18 protein-coding genes are annotated in these 20619 nt (G+C 70.7%); 9 read left to right on the plus strand and 9 right to left on the minus strand.

All coding sequences use genetic code 11. The features are described 5' to 3' along the window. Positions 1 to 9: 9 nt before the first annotated feature. The gene (locus NUG20_RS13480; protein WP_263394971.1) at positions 10 to 765 is read right to left on the minus strand and encodes a gamma-glutamyl-gamma-aminobutyrate hydrolase family protein; all 756 of its coding nucleotides are present in this window, start codon (positions 763 to 765) and stop codon (positions 10 to 12) included. A 267-nt stretch (positions 766 to 1032) separates the two neighbouring features. Between NUG20_RS13480 and NUG20_RS13485 the strand changes: the two genes are divergently transcribed. Beyond that, positions 1033 to 2412 carry a glutamine synthetase family protein gene (locus NUG20_RS13485; RefSeq protein ID WP_263394972.1) on the plus strand — a complete coding sequence of 460 codons (1380 nt, stop codon included), beginning with the start codon at positions 1033 to 1035 and terminating at the stop codon, positions 2410 to 2412. A 201-nt stretch (positions 2413 to 2613) separates the two neighbouring features. Then, on the plus strand, positions 2614 to 3813 hold the full coding sequence (locus tag NUG20_RS13490) for an NAD(P)/FAD-dependent oxidoreductase (protein ID WP_263398482.1): 1200 nt from the start codon (positions 2614 to 2616) through the stop codon (positions 3811 to 3813). 12 nt (positions 3814 to 3825) lie between these two features. Here the strand turns inward: NUG20_RS13490 and NUG20_RS13495 are convergent, their stop codons facing one another. The 5 genes from NUG20_RS13495 to NUG20_RS13515 form a co-directional block, all read right to left on the minus strand. Beyond that, the gene (locus NUG20_RS13495) at positions 3826 to 5106 is read right to left on the minus strand and encodes an MFS transporter (RefSeq protein ID WP_263394973.1); all 1281 of its coding nucleotides are present in this window, start codon (positions 5104 to 5106) and stop codon (positions 3826 to 3828) included. Positions 5107 to 5182: 76 nt separating this feature from the next. After that, positions 5183 to 5431 carry a hypothetical protein gene (locus NUG20_RS13500; RefSeq protein ID WP_263394974.1) on the minus strand — a complete coding sequence of 83 codons (249 nt, stop codon included), beginning with the start codon at positions 5429 to 5431 and terminating at the stop codon, positions 5183 to 5185. Further along, on the minus strand, positions 5421 to 7769 hold the full coding sequence (locus tag NUG20_RS13505) for an FdhF/YdeP family oxidoreductase (RefSeq protein ID WP_263394975.1): 2349 nt from the start codon (positions 7767 to 7769) through the stop codon (positions 5421 to 5423). The genes NUG20_RS13500 and NUG20_RS13505 overlap by 11 nt, the downstream gene beginning before the upstream one ends. Then, the gene (gene fdhD, locus NUG20_RS13510) at positions 7766 to 8605 is read right to left on the minus strand and encodes a formate dehydrogenase accessory sulfurtransferase FdhD (protein WP_263394976.1); all 840 of its coding nucleotides are present in this window, start codon (positions 8603 to 8605) and stop codon (positions 7766 to 7768) included. Before fdhD ends, NUG20_RS13505 begins: the two co-directional genes overlap by 4 nt. A gap of 24 nt (positions 8606 to 8629) precedes the next feature. Next, the gene (locus NUG20_RS13515) at positions 8630 to 10312 is read right to left on the minus strand and encodes an OFA family MFS transporter (RefSeq protein WP_263394977.1); all 1683 of its coding nucleotides are present in this window, start codon (positions 10310 to 10312) and stop codon (positions 8630 to 8632) included. Positions 10313 to 10463: 151 nt separating this feature from the next. Between NUG20_RS13515 and NUG20_RS13520 the strand changes: the two genes are divergently transcribed. Both NUG20_RS13520 and NUG20_RS13525 read left to right on the plus strand, forming a co-directional pair. Further along, complete coding sequence (locus NUG20_RS13520) at positions 10464 to 11537, plus strand: substrate-binding domain-containing protein (RefSeq protein WP_263394978.1); 1074 nt, start codon at positions 10464 to 10466, stop codon at positions 11535 to 11537. Between the two features lie 435 nt (positions 11538 to 11972). Beyond that, the gene (locus NUG20_RS13525; RefSeq protein WP_263394979.1) at positions 11973 to 12443 is read left to right on the plus strand and encodes a DUF1203 domain-containing protein; all 471 of its coding nucleotides are present in this window, start codon (positions 11973 to 11975) and stop codon (positions 12441 to 12443) included. 242 nt (positions 12444 to 12685) lie between these two features. Here the strand turns inward: NUG20_RS13525 and NUG20_RS13530 are convergent, their stop codons facing one another. Both NUG20_RS13530 and NUG20_RS13535 read right to left on the minus strand, forming a co-directional pair. After that, entirely contained in the window at positions 12686 to 14188 is a 1503-nt protein-coding gene (locus NUG20_RS13530) for an aldehyde dehydrogenase (RefSeq protein ID WP_263394980.1), read from the minus strand. A gap of 72 nt (positions 14189 to 14260) precedes the next feature. Continuing rightward, on the minus strand, positions 14261 to 14809 hold the full coding sequence (locus tag NUG20_RS13535) for a type II toxin-antitoxin system RelB family anti-toxin (protein WP_263394981.1): 549 nt from the start codon (positions 14807 to 14809) through the stop codon (positions 14261 to 14263). 245 nt (positions 14810 to 15054) lie between these two features. On the opposite strand from NUG20_RS13535, the gene NUG20_RS13540 reads away from it, so the two are divergent. From NUG20_RS13540 to NUG20_RS13560, 5 genes are all read left to right on the plus strand, one after another. Then, a complete protein-coding gene (locus NUG20_RS13540; RefSeq protein WP_263394982.1) occupies positions 15055 to 16431 on the plus strand; it encodes an omega-aminotransferase AptA in 1377 nt (458 codons plus the stop codon). A 75-nt stretch (positions 16432 to 16506) separates the two neighbouring features. Next, complete coding sequence (gene ald, locus NUG20_RS13545; protein WP_263394983.1) at positions 16507 to 17619, plus strand: alanine dehydrogenase; 1113 nt, start codon at positions 16507 to 16509, stop codon at positions 17617 to 17619. A 19-nt stretch (positions 17620 to 17638) separates the two neighbouring features. Then, positions 17639 to 19132 carry a CoA-acylating methylmalonate-semialdehyde dehydrogenase gene (locus NUG20_RS13550; protein ID WP_263394984.1) on the plus strand — a complete coding sequence of 498 codons (1494 nt, stop codon included), beginning with the start codon at positions 17639 to 17641 and terminating at the stop codon, positions 19130 to 19132. Between the two features lie 24 nt (positions 19133 to 19156). Then, positions 19157 to 19543: a hypothetical protein gene (locus NUG20_RS13555; protein ID WP_263394985.1), complete on the plus strand. Its 387-nt coding sequence runs from the start codon at positions 19157 to 19159 to the stop codon at positions 19541 to 19543. 104 nt (positions 19544 to 19647) lie between these two features. Beyond that, positions 19648 to 19962 (plus strand): EthD family reductase, encoded by a 315-nt coding sequence (locus NUG20_RS13560; protein WP_263394986.1) that lies wholly within the window; start codon positions 19648 to 19650, stop codon positions 19960 to 19962. 189 nt (positions 19963 to 20151) lie between these two features. Here NUG20_RS13560 and NUG20_RS13565 read toward each other — a convergent pair whose 3' ends face one another. Further along, positions 20152 to 20547, minus strand: coding sequence for a ribosomal maturation YjgA family protein (locus NUG20_RS13565; RefSeq protein ID WP_263394987.1), 396 nt, complete (start codon positions 20545 to 20547; stop codon positions 20152 to 20154). Positions 20548 to 20619 lie beyond the last annotated feature (72 nt).

Raw genomic sequence — 20619 nt, forward strand, 5'->3', positions numbered from 1 at the left:
AATATCGATTCAGTGCGTGCGGCGAGCCGCGTAGTGGCGACAGGCGTCGCCGAAGGATTGGAAGATGCCGAGATAGAACGGGTCGTCGAGGACGCGCCATTCCGGGTGCCACTGTACGCCCAGCAGGAAGCCCGGACCGATGCCGCGGAACGCCTCGATCAGCCCGTCCGGTGCCAGCGCCTCCACGATCAGGTCGCCGCCGAGCCGGGCCACGCCCTGCCCGTGCAGCGAATTGACCCGCGCACGCGTGCTGCCGGCGATCTCCGCCAGCCAGCCGCCCTCGCTCAGGGCTACCTCGTGCGCCGGCGCGTACTGCAGTTCCAGCGCCGCCTGGGGGTCTTCGCGATGATCGGACAGCCCCGCCACCGCGTGCACTTTCTGGTGCAGGGTGCCGCCAAGGGCGACGTTGACTTCCTGGAAGCCGCGGCAGATCGCCAGGATCGGCAGGCCGAGCGAGATCGCCTGCGGGATCAGGTCCAGGGTGTTGGCGTCGCGCGCCGGATCGTGCGGATTGCCGAGCCAGCTCGGTTCGTCACTGTAGTGGTGCGGTTCGATGTTGCTGATCGCGCCGGTCAGCAGCAGGCCGTCCAGCCGCGCCAGCCAGTCGCGCGACGCGACCGGCGGCTGCAGCGACGGCAGCAGCACCGGGGTGACCCCGGCGCCGTCGACGGCCGCGCGCAGATACTTTTCCCCAGCGACCAGGAACGGATGCTGGCCGATGAGTTTGCGATCGGTCGGCAGGCCGACCAGGGGCGATACGGCCATGCGAAGAACTCGTGTGGCGTGGCCGCAAGTTACCCCGGGCGTTTTATTTTTACAACACGCGGCCTCGGCGTGCGGTTCTGCACTGAGCGTATGGCGCCGCTGCGCGCACGCGCAATACGCTGGTTTCTGCAGCACGGCCGCCACTCGACGCAGCAAACGCGCGGACCCGACGCCATTCTGCGCTTCCGCCCGACACCTCCGCCTGTTGAGTATTCTTGACGCGCGCATGGCTCTGCTAAGCTCGCCACACTCCCGCAGGCCGCCGCCATGACCCGCACGCACGACGCTCCGCACCTGCCCCCGGACGACGCCCAGACCCTGCAGCGCATCCCCGGCTGCGAACAGATCGACCTGCTGCTGCCGGACGGCAACGGCCTGCTGCGCGGCAAGCGCATCACCCGCGACGCGCTGGACAAGGTCTATCGCGACGGGGTGTGCCTGCCGATGTCGCTGATCGCCACCGACATCACCGGCAATACGGTGGAGGAGACCGGCCTGGGCTACGACATCGGCGACGAGGACCGGCTGTGCTTCCCGATCCCCGGCACGCTGCAGCCGGTGCCGTGGGCGCCGGTGCCCTCGGCGCAGCTGCTGCTGGCGATGCAAGACGACGCTGGCAGCCCGCTGGAATTCGCCCCACGCGAAGTGCTGGCGCGGGTGCTGGCGCGGCTGCGCGCGCGCGGGCTGACCCCGGTGATCGCGGTGGAACTGGAGTTCTACCTGTTCGATCCGCGCGCCGACGCGCACGGCCGGCCGCAACCGCCGCTGCAGGCGCAGACCGGGCTGCGCAACGACAGCACCCAGGTCTACTACATGCAGGAACTGGACGACCAGCGCGGCTTCACCGACGCGGTCGCGCAGGCCTGCCGCGCGCAGGGCATCCCCGCCGATACCGCGGTCGCCGAGTACGCGCCCGGCCAGTTCGAGATCAACCTCAAGCACCGCGGCGACGCCCTGGCCGCCTGCGACGACGCGGTGCTGCTGAAGCGCGCGATCAAGGCGATCGCGCAGCAGCAGGAGCTGCTCGCCAGCTTCATGGCCAAGCCGTTCGCGGCGCAGTCCGGCAGCGGCCTGCACCTGCACGTGAGCCTGCTCGACGCGGCCGGCGCCAACGTCTTCGCCGGCACCGTGCAGGCACCGGCCGACGCGCTGCGCCACGCCATCGGCGGCCTGCAGCGCAGCGCCGACGACTGCCTGCTGCTGTTCGCCCCGCACGCCAACAGCTACCGCCGCTTCGTGCCCAATGCGTTCGTGCCGCTCAACGACAGCTGGGGCTTCAACAACCGCACCGTGGCGATGCGCGTGCCGCACAGCGACCCGGCCAACACCCGCATCGAACACCGCATCGCCGGCGCCGACGCCAACCCCTACCTGGTCGCCGCGGCGGTGCTGGCCGGCATCGAACACGGCCTGCAGCACGGTTTCGATCCCGGCCCGCCGGTGCAGGGCAACGCCTACGAACAGACCGACATCCGCCATCCGGACTGGCGCGGCGCGATCGCCGGATTCCTCGCCAGCGACTTCGTCGCCGACCAGTTCGGCCCCCGCTTCCGCCACGTCTACGGCCAGCAGAAGCGGCGCGAAATGCTGGATTTCCATGCGCAGGTGAGCGATCTGGATTATCGGTGGTATTTGCGGACGGTGTGAGTGTCGAGCCGGGACCGGGGACCAGGGACCGGGGACCCGGAAAAGCCAAGAGCCGAGAACCCGAGCATCATGTCCGATCGTCACGATGAGTTGCAGCGCGCGTCCAGCCCCCCGGGTCCCCGGTCCCCGGTCCCCGGTCCCGACAACTGGTACGCCACCAGCGCCACCCCGCTCCCGCCGCAGCCGCCGCTGCGCGGCCAGGTGCGCGCCGACGTGTGCATCCTCGGCGCCGGCTATACCGGGCTGAGTGCGGCGCTGGCGCTGGCCGAGGCCGGCTATCAGGTCGCGATCGTGGAAGCGCAGCGGGTCGGCTGGGGGGCGTCCGGGCGCAATGGCGGCCAGGCCATCGTCGGCTACGGCTGCGAGCAGCACACGCTGGAGGCGCTGCTCGGCAGCGCGGAGGCGCGGCTGCTGTTCGACTTCTCGCGCGATGGCATGCAGCTGCTGCGCAGCCGCATCCAGCGCCATGCCATCGCCTGCGACTGGCGCGACGGCCATGCGCACGTGGCGATCAAGCCGCGCCAGGTGCGCGCGCTGCAGGCCGGCATCGTCGAGATGGCGCAGCGCTACGACTATCCGCTGCAGTGGTGGGACCGCGCGCAGTTGCGCGAGCAGCTGCGCAGCGAGCGCTACCTGGGCGCGATGTACGACCCGGCCAGCGGCCACCTGCACCCGCTCGAGTACGCGCGCGGGCTGGCGCGCGCGGCGCTGGCCGCCGGCGTGCGCATCTACGAGCAGTCGCCGGTGACCGCGCTGGTGCGCGGCGCGCGGCCGATCCTGCGCAGCGCGCACGGCGAGGTGCAGGCCGAGTTCGCGGTGCTGGCCGGCAACGCCTGGCTGCGCGGCATCGCGCCGGAACTGGAGTCGCGGATCATGCCGGTCGGCACCTACATCGGCGCCAGCGCACCGCTGGGCGCGGCGCTGGCGCGCGAGCTGATCGGCAACGACATGGCGGTGGCCGACGTGAACTGGGCGCTGGACTATTTCCGCCTCAGTCGCGACCACCGCCTGCTGTTCGGCGGCCGCGCCAGCTATTCGTCGCTGCCGCCGCCGGGCCTGCGCGGGGTCATGACCCGGCGCATGCGCCGGGTGTTCCCGCAGTTGCGCGAGGTCGAACTGGACTACGTGTGGGGCGGCTATGTCGACATCACCCGCAACCGCGCCCCGCACTGGGGCCGGCTGACTCCGAACGTCTATTTCGCGCAGGGCTTCTCCGGCCACGGCGTGGCTGCCACCGGCCTGGCCGGCGCGGTCATCGCCTCCGCCATCGCCGGACAGGCGCAACGCCTGGACCTGTTCGCCAGGATCCCACACGCGCCGTTTCCCGGCGGGCGCCTGTTGCGCACCCCGCTGCTGGTGGCGGCGATGTCCTGGTACAAGCTGCGCGACGCGCTGTGGTGAGCGCGCCGCGGCTCAGCGGCGCGCGGCGCGGATCGCCACCAGCGCCAGCAGGGTCAGCAGCGCCGCGGCGCTGAGGTAGTAGCCCACCCACTGCAGGCCGTAGTGCTGGGCCAGCCAGCTGGCCACGTACGGCGCCGGTGCCGCGCCGATGATGCCGGCCAGGTTGAACGACAGCGAGGCGCCGGTGTAGCGCACCGGCACCGGGTACAGCTCGGCCAGCAAGGTGCCGCACGGGCCGTAGGTCAGGCCCATGAAGAAGAACCCCAGCGACAGGAACGCCAACACCTGCCACGGCTGCCCGGCCTGGAACAGCGGCGCGAAGCCCAGCCCGAACAGGACGATGGCGACGCTGGCCACGATCATCGCCAGGCGCGTGCCGCGGCGGTCGCCGAAATGCGCCGACAGCGGGATGCCTGCGGCGAAGAACAGGATGCCGACCATCTGCAGCAACAGGAACTGCTCGCGGCTGTAGCCCAGCGCCGAGGTGCCGTAGCCCAGCGCGAACACCGTCATCAGGTAGAACAGCACGAAGGTGGCGAACACCCCGAGCGTGCCCAGCAGCATCGCCGCGGTGTGCCGCGACAGCACCGTCCACATCGGCAGCCGCACCCGCTCGTTGCGGTCCAGCGCGCGCTGGAAGTCCGGGGTCTCGTGGATGCGCAGGCGCACCCACAGCCCGGTCACCACCAGCAGCGAACTGGCCACGAACGGAATGCGCCAGCCCCACTGCATGAACTGCGCATCGTCGAGCAGCGCGCCGAGCAGCAGGAAGATGCCCGAGCACAGCAGGAAGCCCAGCGGCGCGCCCAGCTGCGGGAACATGCCGTACCAGGCGCGCTTGCCCGGCGGCGCGTTCTCGGTCGCCAGCAGCACCGCCCCGCCCCATTCGCCGCCCAGCCCCAGGCCCTGGCCGAAGCGGCACAGCACCAGCAGCGCTGGCGCCCACATGCCGATGCGGGCGTAGCTGGGCAGCAACCCGATCAGCACCGTCGACAGGCCCATGGTCAGCAGCGCCGCCACCAGCGTGGCCTTGCGCCCGACGCGGTCGCCGAAATGGCCGAACAACGCCGAGCCCAGCGGTCGCGCGACGAAGGCCACGGCGAAGGTCGCCAGCGACTGCAGCCGCGCCGCGTCGGCGTCGCCGGCGGGAAAGAACAGGGTCGGGAACACCAGCACCGCGGCGGTGGCGTAGATGTAGAAATCGAAGAACTCGATGGTGGTGCCGACCAGGCTGGCCAGCAGCACGCGGCGCGGCGAATTGAGGGGCGAAACGGGAAGCGCGGCAGCGGTCATGGCGGCGGGATCGACGGGAAACCGCCCGATTCTGGCAGATCGGCCGAGGCCACGCAGCGCGACGCGGCCGTGCGCCTCAGCGCGGCAGTTGCGCGCGGCCGGCGGCGGTCAGCACCGCGACCTCGCGCTCGCCGCGCGTCTCCACCCGGATCCAGCCCGGCCCGGGGCGTCCGTCCAGGTTGGCCTCGCCCAGCCAGGCCAGGGTGCGCAGCAGCACGCTCATGCGCACGCCGATGCGCTTGCACAGCCGCGCCAGGGCGATGCCTTCCGGCTCCGGCGCCAGCGCCTCGAGCAGCGCCCGGGTCAGCGCCGGATCAGCGGACAAGCGCCACGCCGATGTCGCGCGGCGCCGCGTCGGCGGCCTCGGCCAGGTGCGGCGTCACCACCACCGGGATCGACTTGGAGGTCGGCGTGCGCGCCTCGTCGGCGAAGCTGGACAGCGGCACCAGGCCGTTGGTCTCCGGGTAGTAGGCGGCCAGGCAGCCGCGCGGGATGTTGTACTCCACCAGCAGGAAGCGCTTGGCATGGCGCTGCACGCCGTCCTCGCCGAGGCTTTCCAGGTCGACCCAGGCGCCGGCCTGCAGGCCCAGGTCGGCGATGTCGGCGGCATTGATGAACAGCACCCGGCGCTCGCCGAACACGCCGCGGTAGCGGTCGTCCAGGCCGTAGATGGTGGTGTTGTACTGATCGTGCGAACGCGTGGTGGCCAGGGTGAACACCGGTTGCTCGGGACGCTGGCGGCGCGCGCGGTGGATCGGGTTGTCGGTCGGCACCGGGTGCGCCTTGAACACCGCACGGCCTTCCGGCGTCTCCCACACGCGGTCGCGCGCGGTGTTGGACAAGCGGAAACCGCCGGGCACGCGCACCCGCGCGTTGAAATCGGCGAAGTCCACGAACACCTGCGCGATCAGGTCGCGGATGCGGTCGTAGTCGGCGACCAGCCAGCGCCAGCGGATCGCGCTGCGCGTGCCGAGCGTGGCTTCGGCCAGGCGCGCGACGATCGCCGGCTCCGACAGTAGCTCCGGCGAGGCCGGCGGATTGATGCCGGCCGACAGGTGCACCATGCTCATCGAGTCCTCGACGGTGACGCCCTGCGGCCCGGTCTCCTGGATGTCGATCTCGGTGCGGCCCAGGCACGGCAGGATCAGCGCGTCGCGGCCGTGCACCAGGTGGCTGCGGTTGAGCTTGGTGGTCACGTGCACGGTGAGGTCGCAGCGGCGCAGCGCGCGGTGCGTGGCCTCGGTGTCGGGGGTGGCGGTGGCGAAATTGCCGCCCATGCCGAAGAAGGTCTTGGCGCGGCCGTCGAGCATCGCCTCGATCGCGCCGACCGTGTCGAAGCCGGGCGCGCGCGGCGGATCGAACCCGAACACCGCCTGCAGCCGGTCCAGGAACGCCTCCGGCGGCTTCTCGTAGATCATCATCGTGCGATCGCCCTGCACGTTGCTGTGGCCACGCACCGGGCAGGCGCCGGCGCCGGGGCGGCCGAGATGGCCGCGCAGCAGCAGCAGGTTGGCGATCATGTGGATCGTGGCCACCGAGTGCTTGTGCTGGGTGATGCCCATGCCCCAGCAGGCGATCAGCCGCTCCGATTTCAGGTAGATCTCGCCGGCGTGGCGCAGTTCGGCCTCGCTCAGCCCGGATTCCTCGACGATGACCGACCACGGCTCGGCGATCACGTCGGCGGCGAAGGCGTCGAAGTTGGCGGTGTGCTGGCCGATGAATTCCAGGTCCAGCAGCCGCGGCCGCGCCGCGCGCGCCGCTTCGGCGTCGCGTTCCAGCACGTGCTTGATGATGCCCTTGACCGCGGCCAGGTCGCCGCCGATCTTCAGCTGGAAATAGTCCGAGGAGATCCGCGTGGAGCCGTTGTGCAGCATCTGCAGCTTGTCCTGCGGATCGGCGAACTTCTCCAGGCCGCGCTCGCGCAGCGGATTGAACGACACGATCGCCGCGCCGCGCCTGGCCGCCTGGCGCAGCTCGCCGAGCATGCGCGGATGGTTGGTGCCCGGGTTCTGGCCGAAGATGAAGATCGCATCGGCCAGTTCGAAGTCGTGCAGCGACACGGTGCCCTTGCCCACGCCGATCTGCGCCTTCAGCGCGGTGCCGGACGGCTCGTGGCACATGTTCGAGCAGTCGGGGAAGTTGTTGGTGCCGAACTCGCGCACGAACAGCTGGTACAGGAACGCGGCCTCGTTGCTGGTGCGCCCGGAGGTGTAGAAGATCGCCTGGTCCGGCGAGGCCAGGCCGTTGAGGTGGCCGGCGATCAGCGCGAACGCGTCGTCCCAGCTCACCGGCAGGTAGTGGTCGCTGGCGCTGTCGTAGCGCAGCGGATGGGTCAGCCGGCCCTGCCCTTCCAGCCAGTAGTCGCTGTACTTGGCCAGCTGCGCGACGCTGTGCTGCGCGAACAGTTCCGGTGTGGCGCGGCGCGCGGTGGATTCGGCGGCCACCGCCTTGGCGCCGTTCTCGCAGAACTCGAAGGTCGAGGTGTGGTCGCGGTCGGGCCAGGCGCAGCCGGGGCAGTCGAAGCCGTCGGGCTGGTTGACGTGCAGCAGGGTCTTGGAGCCCTGCACCGCCACGTCCTGCTGCATCAGGTGCTTGGCGACGGCGCGCAGCGCGCCCCAGCCGCCGGCCGGTTGCGTGTAGGGCTGGATGGTTTTCTTGCTCATGCGGGCTCTCCGGCGTGCTCGGCCTGGGTCAGGCGCTGCGGATGGCTGTAGACGACGTAATCGTGGTCGCGGGCGAAACCGATCAGGGTCAGGCCGGCGCTGTCGGCCAGCGCGATCGCCAGCGCGGTGGGTGCGGAAATGGCGGCCAGCAACGGGATACCGGCCTGCGCGGCCTTCATCGCCATCTCGTAGCTGGCGCGGCTGGTGACCACGGCGAAGCCGCCGGCCGGATCGATGCCGGCGCTCGCCAGCGCGCCGATCAGCTTGTCCAGCGCGTTGTGGCGGCCGACGTCCTCGCGCGCCAGCTGCACGCCGCCGTCGGCAGCGGCCCAGGCGGCGGCGTGGGTGGCGCCGGTGATCGCATTGAGCGTCTGCTGCTGGCGCAGCTCGCGCAGCGCGCGCGCCAGCGCCGCCGGCGCGATCGCGGTGCCGGCCGGCAGCGGCCGCGGCGCGCGCAGCACCGCCTCGATCGATTCGCTGCCGCACACCCCGCAGCCGCTGCGGCCTTGCAGGTTGCGGCGCCGCGCCTGCAGGGCCGCGGCATGCGCGGGCGGAATCTGCAGTTGCAGCGAGACCCCTTCCAGAAACGTGTCGACGCTGGCGATGCGCAGCTGCGCCGGGGTCTCGACGATGCCCTCGCTGAGCGAGAAGCCCAGCGCGAAGTCGTGCAGGTCTTCCGGGGTGGCCATCATCACCACGAACGGCTCGCCGTTGTAGGCGAACGCCACCGGGACCTCGGCCGCCACCAGATCCTGGGTCACGGCGGTCCGTCCGTCGCGATGGCGGCGCACGCCGCGCGCGACGGCGCCGGGCCGGGAAGACGCACGCGAGTACATGGTGACGCCCCCCTTTCGCAAAAATCAACGGAACAGCACGAACGCCTTCTGCAGCGTGATCCAGATGCCCCACAGCATCGGCACCGCGACCGCCAGCCAGGCCAGCGCCACCAGCAGCGGGTTGCCGCCGTGGCCGACCTGCGCCAGCTGCGCCGCATCCAGCGCCGATTGGCCGTTGCTGCCGACCTTCTCGTGCGCCAGCTGCTTCTCCGCCGCCAGTTCCTGCGCCGTCATGAAGTGCTTGGCCGCCACCGGCCGTACCAGCAGGTTGCAGACCAGGCCCAGCACCAGCATCCCGGCCAGAATGTACATCGTGGTGTTGTACACCTGTGAGGGCGGCAGGCCCAGGCCCAGCTGGTACTCGCGCATGTAGCCGACCACCACCGGGCCGAGGATGCCCGCGGTAGCCCAGGCGGTCAGCAGGCGGCCGTGGATGGCGCCGACCATCTGCGTGCCGAACAGGTCGGCCAGGTAGGCCGGAATGGTGGCGAAACCGCCGCCGTACATCGACAGGATCACGCAGAAGATGCCGACGAACAGCGCAGTGCCGCCGATCTTGCCGGCCCACGGCGCCGCCGCGTACAGGACGATGCCGAGCACGAAGAACACGGTGTAGGTGTGCTTGCGGCCGAGCTTGTCGGACATGCTGGCCCAGAAGAAGCGCCCGCCGATGTTGAACAGGCTGAGCAGGCCGGTGAAGCCGGCGGCGATGGCGGCGATGGCCGCCAGCTGCGCGGTGTCCAGGCTGCCGAAGCCGGCGTCCACGCCGATCAGGCGTCCGCCGAACACTTCCTGCAGCATCGGCGAGGCCATGCCGATCACGCCGATGCCGGCCGACACGTTCAGGCACAACACGCCCCACAGCAGCCAGAACTGCGGGATGCCCCAGACCTTCTTCACGTGCACGTGGTGGGCGGTGATCATCGCGTTGGCGCTGGCCGCCGGCGCGGTCCAGCCGGCGGGGGTCCAGCCGCTGGGCGGCACCCGGTAGCCGAACGCGCCGGCCATCATGAATACGAAGTACAGCGCGGCCATGACCAAGAAGGTCTCCATCACCCCCACCGACGCCGGGCCGGCGAAATGGCGCATCAGCGCATCGGCCAGCGGGCTGCCGATCATCGCGCCGCCGCCGAAGCCCATGATCGCCATGCCGGTGGCCATGCCGCGGCGGTCCGGGAACCACTTGATCAGCGTGGACACCGGCGAGATGTAGCCCAGGCCCAGGCCGATGCCGCCGATCACCCCCGACCCCAGCCACAGCATCCAGATCTGGTGCAGATGGATGCCCAGCGCCGAGATCACCAGCCCGCCGCACCAGCACAGCGCCGAGACCACCCCGGCCTTGCGCGGGCCGGCGCGTTCCAGCCAGCCGCCCCACAGCGCCGCCGAGCAGCCCAGCAGCACGAAGAACAGCGTGTACATCCACTGCAGCTCGCTGATCTTCCAGTCGCAGCTGGCCGACACGATGCGCGCGAAGAAGCCCATGTCCGCCGGGCACGCCACCGCCTCGGTGATCCCCAGCGCCTTGGACAGCGGCAGCCAGAACACGCTGAACCCGTAGGCCATGCCGATGCACAGATGGATCGCCAGCGCCGCCGGCGGCACCAGCCAGCGGTTGAATCCCGGCCCGGCGACGATGCGTTCCTTCGACAGCAGGGCGGCGTGGGCGGTGTGCGCGGACGGCGCCGCAGTGCGTGAGTCGCTCATTCGGTTCCCCTTGATGCCCGGCGTTTATGTGATCGACTGCATATGGCGATGCAACGACGCGCGGCGAGGTTAGTACGAAAGCGCAATGGTGCCGAGCGCCCGATGGTCTAATAATCGGCTGTGGAAAGCCGATTGGACACGCGCCGCAGCCATGTACAAAGTGACGATCCGACCGCAGTGGGAGCTGCACACCGACGCCGGACAGCGCCTGCCGCCGCGGCTGGTGGAACTGCTGCTGGCAATCCGCGACACCGGCTCGCTGGCCGCGGCCTGCCGCCAGACCGGGCTGTCCTATCGCTACGCCTGGGGCACGCTGCGCGAGGCGCGACGCCTGTTCGGGCAGCCGCTGCTGCGCGCCACCCGCGGCCGCGGCGCGCGCCTGGCGCCGATCGGCGAACGCCTGGTCTGGGCCGAGCAGCGCATCGCCGCACGCCTGGCGCCAACCCTGGAGAGCCTGGCCAGCGAACTGGAGAGCGAACTGGAGCGCGTGTTCCGGCAGGAAGCGATACCGCTGCGCCTGCACGCCTCGCACGGGTTCGGGGTGGAGACGCTGCGCCGGTGCATGGTGCTGGCCGGCGCGCCGCTGGAGCTGAAGTACCGCAGTCCGGACGACGCGCTGAGCGCGCTGCGCAACGACGCCTGCGACCTGGCCAGCCTGCACCTGCCGATCGGCGAACTGGAAGCCGAGCTGCTCGGCCACTACCGCGACCGGCTGGACCCGCACGGCGACTGCGTGCTGCACCTGGCCACGCGCACCCAGGGCCTGGTGCTGGCGCCAGGCAATCCCAAACGCATCCACGCCCTGCCCGACCTGCTGCGCGCCGACGTGCGCTTCATCCATCGCCAGCCCGGCTCGGGCACGCGCCTGCTGCTGGAATGCCTGCTGGCGCGGCAAGGCCTGCCGCTGAGCGGCCTGCACGGCGCCGATATGGAAGAGCTGACCCATGCCGCGGTCGCCGCCTACGTCGCCAGCGGCCTGGCCGACGCCGGCCTGGGCCTGGAACCGCCGGCGCGGCGCTACGGCCTGGACTTCATCCCGATCGTCAACGAGCGCTATTTCCTGCTATGCCGCCGCGAAGCACTGGACAGCGGCCGCCTGGCACCGATCGTGGACCTGCTGCGCAGCGAGGCGTTCCAGCACGAACTGGGCTTGCTGCCCGGCTACGACGCGCACGACTGCGGCCGCGTGCAGGGATTGGCGGAGGCGTTTGCCGGGCTGGTGTGAAGTGAGATTCGGGACTCGGGACCCGGAGCGAGCGGCTGCGCGCCGTCGGCCACGCGTTGCGCCGGCTGCCAGCCCCAGGCGTCGCGGCACGCGATCCAGGTGCTGACGTCGTCGGCACCTTCATGGCGCCCGTCGAACCACGCGGCGGGTCACGACGCTAGCGCTTCAGCTCTGCGCTCTTGCAGGAGGCGCTTTGTTCCCGGCGCTTTGTCGGCAGTGACTGCACGGAGCCGGCGCGATGCGGCAACTCCGAAAAGAAACGCCGTGCACACGCCACGGCGCGCCGTCGGCGCGACAGCGCGCGGACGCTCGCTTGTCGCATCGCCACGCCGGTGTACTGCCTGGCGGTCGCACACCGCTGCCGTGTCCGAATCCGGCCGGCGCCGTGTTGCGGCGGCGCGCATGCTGTGCGCTCACTGTCCTGTGGGAGCGCTCATGTCCAGTTTCGTCTGTGTCGGCCTTGCGGCCGCGCACTTCGCACCGCTGTTCGACCTGGACGATGCGCGATTGCACGCGCGCGGCGCGCGCCGCGTCCGCGCCGACCAGATGCCGGGCTTCCCGTGCCGGGTCAGCCTGGAAGACGCCCAGCCCGGCGAAGAACTGTTGCTGCTGCACTACCAGCACCAGCCGGCGGACACGCCGTACCGCGCCGCGGGACCGATCTACGTGCGCCGCCACGTGCCCACCGCCGTGGCGGTACCGGACCAGGTGCCCGACGCGATCCGCCGGCGACTGATCTCGCTGCGCGGCTACGACGCCGCCGACATGATGGTCGCCGCCGACGTGCATGCCGGCGAGACGGTCGCGGCCGCCATCGTGCAGGCCTTCGCCGATCCGCAGGTGCGCTACCTGCATTTGCACAATGCGCGCCAGGGCTGTTTCGCTTGCCGGGTCGATCGGATTTGAGGACTCGGGACTCGGGAACGCTGTTCTGCGGCAAAGTGCTGTCAAGCGATTTGCGGAAAAATCGCCACGCCTGAAGAGAAGCAGCAGCTTGGACTTCCGGCGCAACCGCTTCTCTGTAGGAGGGGCTTCAGCCCCGACGCGTTACCGGTAACGCGTCGGGGCTGAAGCCCCTCCCACAGAAAAGCGCAGGTGCTGCGCACTTGCGAATCCCCAATCCCCAATCCCCAATCCCCAATCCCGGCTCAGACCGCCAGATTGATCCAGGTCGCCTTCATCTCCGTGTACTTGTCGAACGCATGCAGCGACTTGTCGCGGCCGTTGCCCGATTGCTTGTAGCCGCCGAACGGGGCGGTCATGTCGCCGCCGTCCCAGTAGTTGACCCATACGCTGCCGGCGCGCAGCTTGCGCGCCACGCGGTGCGCACGGCCGATATCGCGGGTCCATACGCCCGCGGCCAGGCCGTAGTCGCTGTCGTTGGCCATGCGCAGCGCGTGCGCTTCGTCGTCGAAGGCGATCACCGACAGCACCGGGCCGAAGATCTCCTCGCGGGCGATGGTGTCCTCGTGGCCGACCTCGTCGAAGATCGTCGGCTCCACGTAGCAACCGCCGGCCACCACCTCCACGCGCTTGCCGCCGAGCAACAGCCGCGCGCCTTCCTCGCTGCCGCGGGCGATGTAGTCGAGCACGCGGTCGGTCTGCGCCTCGTCCACCAGCGCGCCCATCGCCGCGTCGTCGTCGAACGGATGCCGCGGCTGCAGCGCGCGCCCGGCGGCGACCACGCGGGCGACGAAGTCGTCCTTGATCGAGCGCTCCACCAGCAGGCGCGACGCCGCGGTGCAGACCTCGCCCTGGTTGTAGAAGATCGCGCCGGCCGCGGCCTGCGCCGCCTGTTCCAGGTCCGGCGCATCGGCGAACACCAGGTTCGGGCTCTTGCCGCCGCATTCCATGTACGCACGCTTCATGTTCGACAGCCCGGCGCATTGCAGCAAACGCTTGCCGACCGCGGTGGACCCGGTGAACACCAGCCCGTCCACGTCCATGTGCAGCGCCAGCGGCTCGCCGGCGCTCTTGCCGAACCCGGGCACCACGTTGAACACGCCATCGGGAATCCCGGCTTCGGCCACCAGTTCGGCCAGGCGCAGCGCGCTCAGCGGCGATTTCTCCGAGGGCTTGAGCACCACCGAGTTGCCCGCGGCCAGCGCCGGGGCGATCTTCCACGCCGCCATCAGCAGCGGAAAATTCCACGGCACGATCGCGCCGACCACGCCCAGCGGTTCGCGGGTGATCAGGCCCAGCTCGTCGTGCCCGGTCGGCGCCACCTCGCCGTAGACCTTGTCCAGCGCCTCGCCGGTCCAGGCCAGGCAGCGCACGGCGGCCGCCACGTCCACACTGCGCGCGTCGCGTAGCGGCTTGCCCATGTCCAGCGACTCCAGCAGCGCCAGTTCGTCGGCATGCTGTTCGACCAGCTGCGCCAGCTTGATCAAGGTCTTCTTGCGCTGCGCAGGCTTGGCCTGCGACCAGTGCCCGGTATCGAAACTGCGCCGCGCCGCGGCGACCGCGCGCTCGATGTCCTCCGCGCCGCCGTCGGCGACCTGGCCGAGCACGCGGCCGTCGATCGGGCTGATGCAGTCGAAAGTCTTGCCGCTGGCCGCATCGACGTAGCGGCCGTCGATAAAGGCCTGGGTGCGCAGGTGCAGCGCGTCGGCCATGGCCTGCCATGCGTCGCGGGTGCGGGGTGCGTTCATCGAAAAGGCTCCGGATCGGAAAGAAGGAACGGATGTTGAAGTCGTGCGACCGCGGCCGGGCGCACGCGCCGCTCAGAACGTGGCCGGGGTATTGGCGCTGACGATCACCGCCGCGTCGCTGCCGACGTTGCGGAACCGGTGCGGCACCCGGCTTTCGAAATAGTAGCCCTCGCCGGCGCGCAGCACCCGCACCTGCGCGCCGACGGTGATCTCCACTTCGCCGGCCACCACCACCCCGCCTTCCTCGCCTTCGTGCACCAGCATCGCGGCGCCGGTGTCGCTGCCCGGCGGCATCACCTCGCGCAGGATGCACATCTGCCGCTGCGGACGGTGTTGCCCGACCAGGTAGTAGTGGATGCCGTCGCTGCCCACGTCGGGCAGCTCGTCGGCGCGGTAGAACGGCGCATCGGCCGCGCCGATGTCCAGGTCCTGGGTGAAGAAATCGGCCAGCGAGATCGGGATGCCGTCCAGCACCTTCTTCAGCGAACTCACCGAGGGGCTGACCTTGTTCTGCTCGATCAGCGAGATGGTGCTGTTGGTCACGCCCACGCGCTTGGCCAGCTCGCGCTGGCTCAGCCCGTGGGCGGTGCGAACCCGATGCAGGCGGGCGCCGATATCCATCGCGTGATGAGCAAGGCCTGGAGGGTGTTGCCGGATACTTTACACAGCCGCTCCTCGCGGTCAATTTGCGCGCCGCGCGTCGCGACCGGCCGATCCGGCCGGACCGGCGTACCCTGGCGCTGATGCGTGGGTTCGCGCCGCGCAGTGGCCTGCGTTGCGGGCGGTGGCGCAGACGCGGCCCGGCCGCCACCGCGGCTCCGGTTGGTGTAAAGTTTTTTCAACACTTCTCTTGCGTGGAGCCTGTGATGCGCCCTCAGTCGCCCCCCTCCTCCCAGGCGCTGGCCGACCACTACGCCGCCCAGGCCACGCAGGCGCCGGACGCCATGGAGGCGTTCTGGATGCCGTTCACCGCCAACCGCCAGTTCAAGGCGCGGCCGCGGCTGCTGGCCTCGGCCGAGGGCATGTACTACCGCAGCGTGGACGGCCGACAGGTTCTCGACGGCACCGCCGGGCTGTGGTGCTGCAACGCCGGGCACGCGCGGCCGCGCATCGTCGAGGCGGTATCCAGGCAGATCGCCACGCTGGATTTCGCGCCGACCTTCCAGATGGGCTCGCCGCTGCCGTTCGTGCTCGCCGAGCGCCTGGTCGCACTGGCCCCGACCGGCCTGGACCACGTGTTCTACACCAACTCCGGCTCCGAATCGGTGGACACCGCGATGAAGATCGCGCTGGCCTACCACCGCGCCCGCGGCGAAGGCCAGCGCACCCGCTTCCTCGGCCGCGAGAAGGGCTACCACGGCGTCGGCTTCGGCGGCATCTCGGTCGGCGGGCTGCCCAACAACCGCAAGTGGTACGGCCCGCTGCTGCCCGGCGTGGACCATCTGCGACACACCCTGGACATCGAGCGCAACGCCTTCTCGCAAGGGCTGCCGGCGCACGGCGCGGAACTGGCCGAGGACCTGGAGCGGCTGGTCGCACTGCACGACGCCTCCACCATCGCCGCGCTGATCATCGAGCCGATCTCCGGCTCGGCCGGCGTGGTGCTGCCGCCGCACGGCTACCTGCAGCGCATCCGCGAACTGTGCGACAAGCACGGCATCGTGCTGATCTTCGACGAGGTGATCACCGGTTTCGGCCGCGTCGGCAAGGCCTTCGCCGCGCAGCGCTTCGGCGTCACCCCGGACCTGATGACGACCGCCAAGGGACTGACCAACGGCTGCGTGCCGATGGGCGCGGTATTCGTCTCGCACGCGATCCACGACGCCTTCGCGCACGGCCCGGCCGGCGCCATCGACCTGTTCCACGGCTATACCTACTCCGGTCATCCGCTGGCCTGCGCCGCGGCGCTGGCGACGCTGGACACCTATGCGGAGGAGAACCTGTTCGACAAGGCGATCGAACTGGGCGGTTACTGGCAGCAGGCGATCCATGCGCTGAAGGACCTGCCGCACGTCGTCGACATCCGCAACTTCGGCCTGATCGGCGCGATCGAACTGGCGCCGCGCAAGGATGCGCCTGGCGCGCGCGGCTACGAGATCTTCGAGCGCTGCTTCCACGAGGGCGACCTGCTGATCCGCGTCACCGGCGACACCATCGCGCTGTCGCCGCCGCTGATCGTGGAGCGCGAACACATCGACCGCATCTTCGCGGTGCTCGCCGACATGATCCGCACCACGCCCTGATCCGCCTATCCCGATCCGCCCCAACCCAACCCGCTCCGCGCTCCCCACGCGCGCCGCATGCCTGGAGAACCGCTCATGCTGGTCGGCGTCCCGAAAGAGATCAAGAACCACGAATACCGGATCGGGCTGACCCCGGCCGGAGTTCGCGAACTGGTGCTGCACGGGCACCAGGTGCTGGTACAGCGCGACGGCGGCCAGGCCATCGGCCTGACCGATGCCGACTACGAACGCGCCGGCGCGCGCCTGGCCGACGACGCGGCGAGCGTGTTCGCGCAGGCCGACATGATCGTCAAGGTCAAGGAACCGCAGCCGGACGAATGCGCGCTGCTGCGCCCGGGGCAGCTGCTGTTCACCTATCTGCACCTGGCGCCGGATCCGGCGCAGGCCAGTGCGCTGCTGCGCTCCGGCTGCACCGCGATCGCCTACGAGACTGTCACCGACGGCCATGGCGGCCTGCCGTTGCTGGCGCCGATGAGCGAGGTCGCCGGGCGCATGGCGATCCAGGCCGGCGCGCACGCGCTAGAGAAGGCGCAGGGCGGCTCGGGCGTGTTGCTCGGCGGCGTGCCCGGGGTCAAGCCGGCCGAAGTGCTGGTGATCGGCGGCGGCGTGGTCGGCATCAACGCCGCGCGCATGGCGATGGGCCTGCACGCGCGGGTAACGGTGCTGGACCGCTCGCTGGAACGGCTCAAGTATCTCGACGAACTGTACGGCCACCAGCTGACCACGCTGTATTCCACCCGCGACGCGATCGAGCAATGCCTGCCGCACACCGACCTGGTGATCGGCGCGGTGCTGATCCCCGGCGCCGCCGCACCCAAGCTGGTGTCGCGCGCGCAGCTGGCGCTGCTGCGGCCGGGCTCGGTGCTGGTCGACGTGGCGATCGACCAGGGCGGCTGCTTCGAGACCAGCCACGCCACCACCCACCAGCAGCCGACCTACGAGGTCGACGGCATCGTCCACTACTGCGTGGCCAACATGCCCGGCGGCGTGGCGCGCACCTCCACCTTCGCCCTGACCAACGCGACCTTGCCGTTCGTGCTGCAGCTGGCCGAACACGGCCTGCAGGCGCTGCGCGACGACCAGGATCTGCGCAACGGCCTCAACGTCCACACCGGCAAGCTCACCCACCGCGCGGTGGCGCAGGCGTTGGGCGAGGATTTCGTGCGCCCGCTGGACGCGTTGGGTTGACCTTGGAGAATTGCCGACCATGAGCGAGTCCCTGTCCCACTACATCGGCGGGCGCCGCGTCGATTTCGACGGCGGCGAGCATGCCGAGGTGTTCGACCCGGCCAGCGGCGCGGTGGCGCGGCGCGTGCCGCTGGGCGGCGCGCGCGAGGTCGATGCCGCGGTCGCCGCCGCCGCGCAGGCGTTCCCGGCCTGGGCCGCCACACCGCCGTTGCAGCGCGCACGGGTGATGTTCCGCTTCCGCGAGCTGCTCGAACGGCATGCCGACACCCTCGCCCGCTGCATCAGCGCCGAGCACGGCAAGGTGGTGTCCGACGCGCGCGGCGAAGTCACCCGCGGCATGGAGGTGGTGGAGTTCGCCTGCGGCATTCCGCACCTGCTCAAGGGCGAGCATTCGGTCGATGTCGGCCGCGGCGTCGATTCGTGGAGCGAGTACGCGCCGCTGGGCGTGGTCGCCGGCGTCACCCCGTTCAATTTCCCGGCGATGGTGCCGCTGTGGATGCTGCCGGTGGCGCTGGCCTGCGGCAACAGCTTCGTGCTCAAGCCCTCCGAACGCGATCCGTCCGCCTCGCTGCTGCTGGCCGAGTGGCTGCACGAGGCCGGCCTGCCGGACGGGGTGTGCAACGTGGTGCACGGCGCCAAGCCGGCGGTGGACGCGCTGCTCGCGCACCCGCAGGTGCAGGCGCTGAGCTTCGTCGGCTCCACCCCGGTCGCCGCCGACCTGTACGCGCGCGGCAGTGCGTTGGGCAAGCGCGTGCAGGCGCTGGGCGGGGCCAAGAACCACCTGGTGGTGCTGCCCGACGCCGATCTGGACGACGTGGTGTCCGCCCTGCTCGGCGCTGGCTACGGTTCGGCCGGCGAACGCTGCATGGCGATCTCGGTGGCGGTGTGCGTGGGCGATGCGGTGGCCGATGCGCTGGTCGCCAGGCTGGCGCCGCGCGTGGCCGCGCTGACGCTCGGCGCCGGCGCCGACGAACCGGACATGGGCCCGTTGATCAGCGCCGCGCACCGCGCGCGCGTGCGCGGCTACATCGACAGCGGCGTGGCCGACGGCGCCACGCTGGTGGTCGACGGCCGCGCCGCGCGCACGCCGGCGGCGGCCGAGGGCTTCTTCCTCGGCGGCAGCCTGTTCGATCACGTGCACAGCGACATGCGCATCTACCGCGAAGAGATCTTCGGCCCGGTGCTGTGCGTGGTCCGGGTGGCCGACGCCGAGGCCGCGCTGCAGCTGATCGATACGCACGAATACGGCAACGGTGCGGCGGTGTTCACCCGCGACGGCGGCGCCGCGCGCGCCTTCGCCCGGCGCGTGCAGGCCGGCATGGTCGGGATCAACGTGCCGATCCCGGTGCCGATGGCGTTCCACAGTTTCGGCGGCTGGAAGCGCTCGCTGTTCGGCCCGCTGCACGTGCACGGCCCGGACGGCGTGCGCTTCTACACCCGGCTCAAGACCGTCACCGCACGCTGGCCGGCGGCCGCGCGCGATGCCGAGTTCGCGATGCCGACGATGCAATGAGGCGCAGCCCGGCCACCAGGTTGCATGCCCATTGCCTGGCGACCGGCGCCGGGCGCCGCCATGCCGCAGGAGCGTCGCCGCGCGATGGATGAGCCGGCCGTCGCCTATGTGGAAAAAGCCGACGGCGCTGCGATCCGGGTCAGGCTGCCGGATCGCCGGCTGCACGACGCACTGGCTGCGCTTGGATTCGCTGCGGCGCAACCCGACGCGTGGCTGCTGCAGGTCGCCGACGACGCGCACAAGGCCACCGCGTTCGCAGCGTTGCGTGCCCTGGGCGTGGCCTTTGCCGACGGCAGAGAATGGTGCCCGGCGGAGGTGTTCGCACATCTGCGCGAGCGCGGCCTGCTGAGCGGCGCGTTCCTGCGGATCGCGTGGAGCGGCCCCGGCCGCCACCGCCTCGCCTGGGCCTGACCCGCGGCACTTATCGCCACCGGCACCCGGTGCTAGCCTTGCGCCAGCGCCGGCCAGACCCCGCGGTGGCCGACATTCGCGGTATCACCGACAGGAGCAGCACGATGATCAAGGTAAGCGTGATGTACCCGTACACGCCAGGCGCCCGTTTCGACCACGACTACTACCGCGACACGCACATGCCGCTGCTGCAGGCGCGCATGGGCGAGGCCTGCAAGCGTTACACCGTGGACAAAGGCCTGTCCGGCGGCGCCCCCGGCAGCGACCCCACCTATGTCGGCATGTGCCACATCTTCAGCGACTCGGTGGAGACGTTCCAGGCCGGCTTCGGCCCGCATGCCGACGAGATCCTCGGCGACATCAAGAACTACACCGACCTGGCCCCGGTGATGCAGATCAGCGAGGTGGTGGTCGACTGAGCGCTGCGGCCGTTGCGTGTTTGCGCAGCGGCCCTGCCCTTCTGCTTACCGCGCAAAGCGACCGCAGCGAGAACGCACCGTCGACGCCCTGCCGGCTCTTTCGCCTGCGCTTCCCGGTTGGCCAGTTGGCCGTACCGCCACGACCGAATTGCGGATCCTGCAGACCTTGGCGTCCTCTCTGGACCGCCTTCATCGGCGCGCGCAGCACCGGTCGAGCCATGCGCCGGCGGCCACGCCCAGCGTATAGGCGAGCAGGTCCAGCCACACGAACGTCGAGCCCAAGGCAAGATGCCCCAGCGTGGTGGCGCGCAGCGCGTCGAGCCAGGGCGCGCGGTACAGCTGCGATGCTTCCACCAGCCAGCACACGGCCAATGCCACGGCCGCCAAGCGCAGCGGCCGCGCGCGCGGCGCGAGCCATGCCAGGCCGAGGTAGACCATCAGCGCCCACAGCGCATCGCCGGGAAACTTGCCCAGCCACGACGGCAGCAGCCACGGGAAGTGCCGCGACGCCAAGCCGGCGGCGATCGTCGCCACGATGGCGGCGGTCAACCACAGACGGCGGCGTGCGGTTGCGGAAACGGGCATGGCGAAGCGTCGGCAGCGGAGGGCCGCGCATTACAGCAGAACGGGCGCGGTGCCGGCGAAGGCGGTTCGGCG

The organism is Xanthomonas sp. CFBP 8443, assembly GCF_025666195.1.
In the GTDB taxonomy this organism is placed as follows: Bacteria; Pseudomonadota; Gammaproteobacteria; order Xanthomonadales; family Xanthomonadaceae; genus Xanthomonas_A.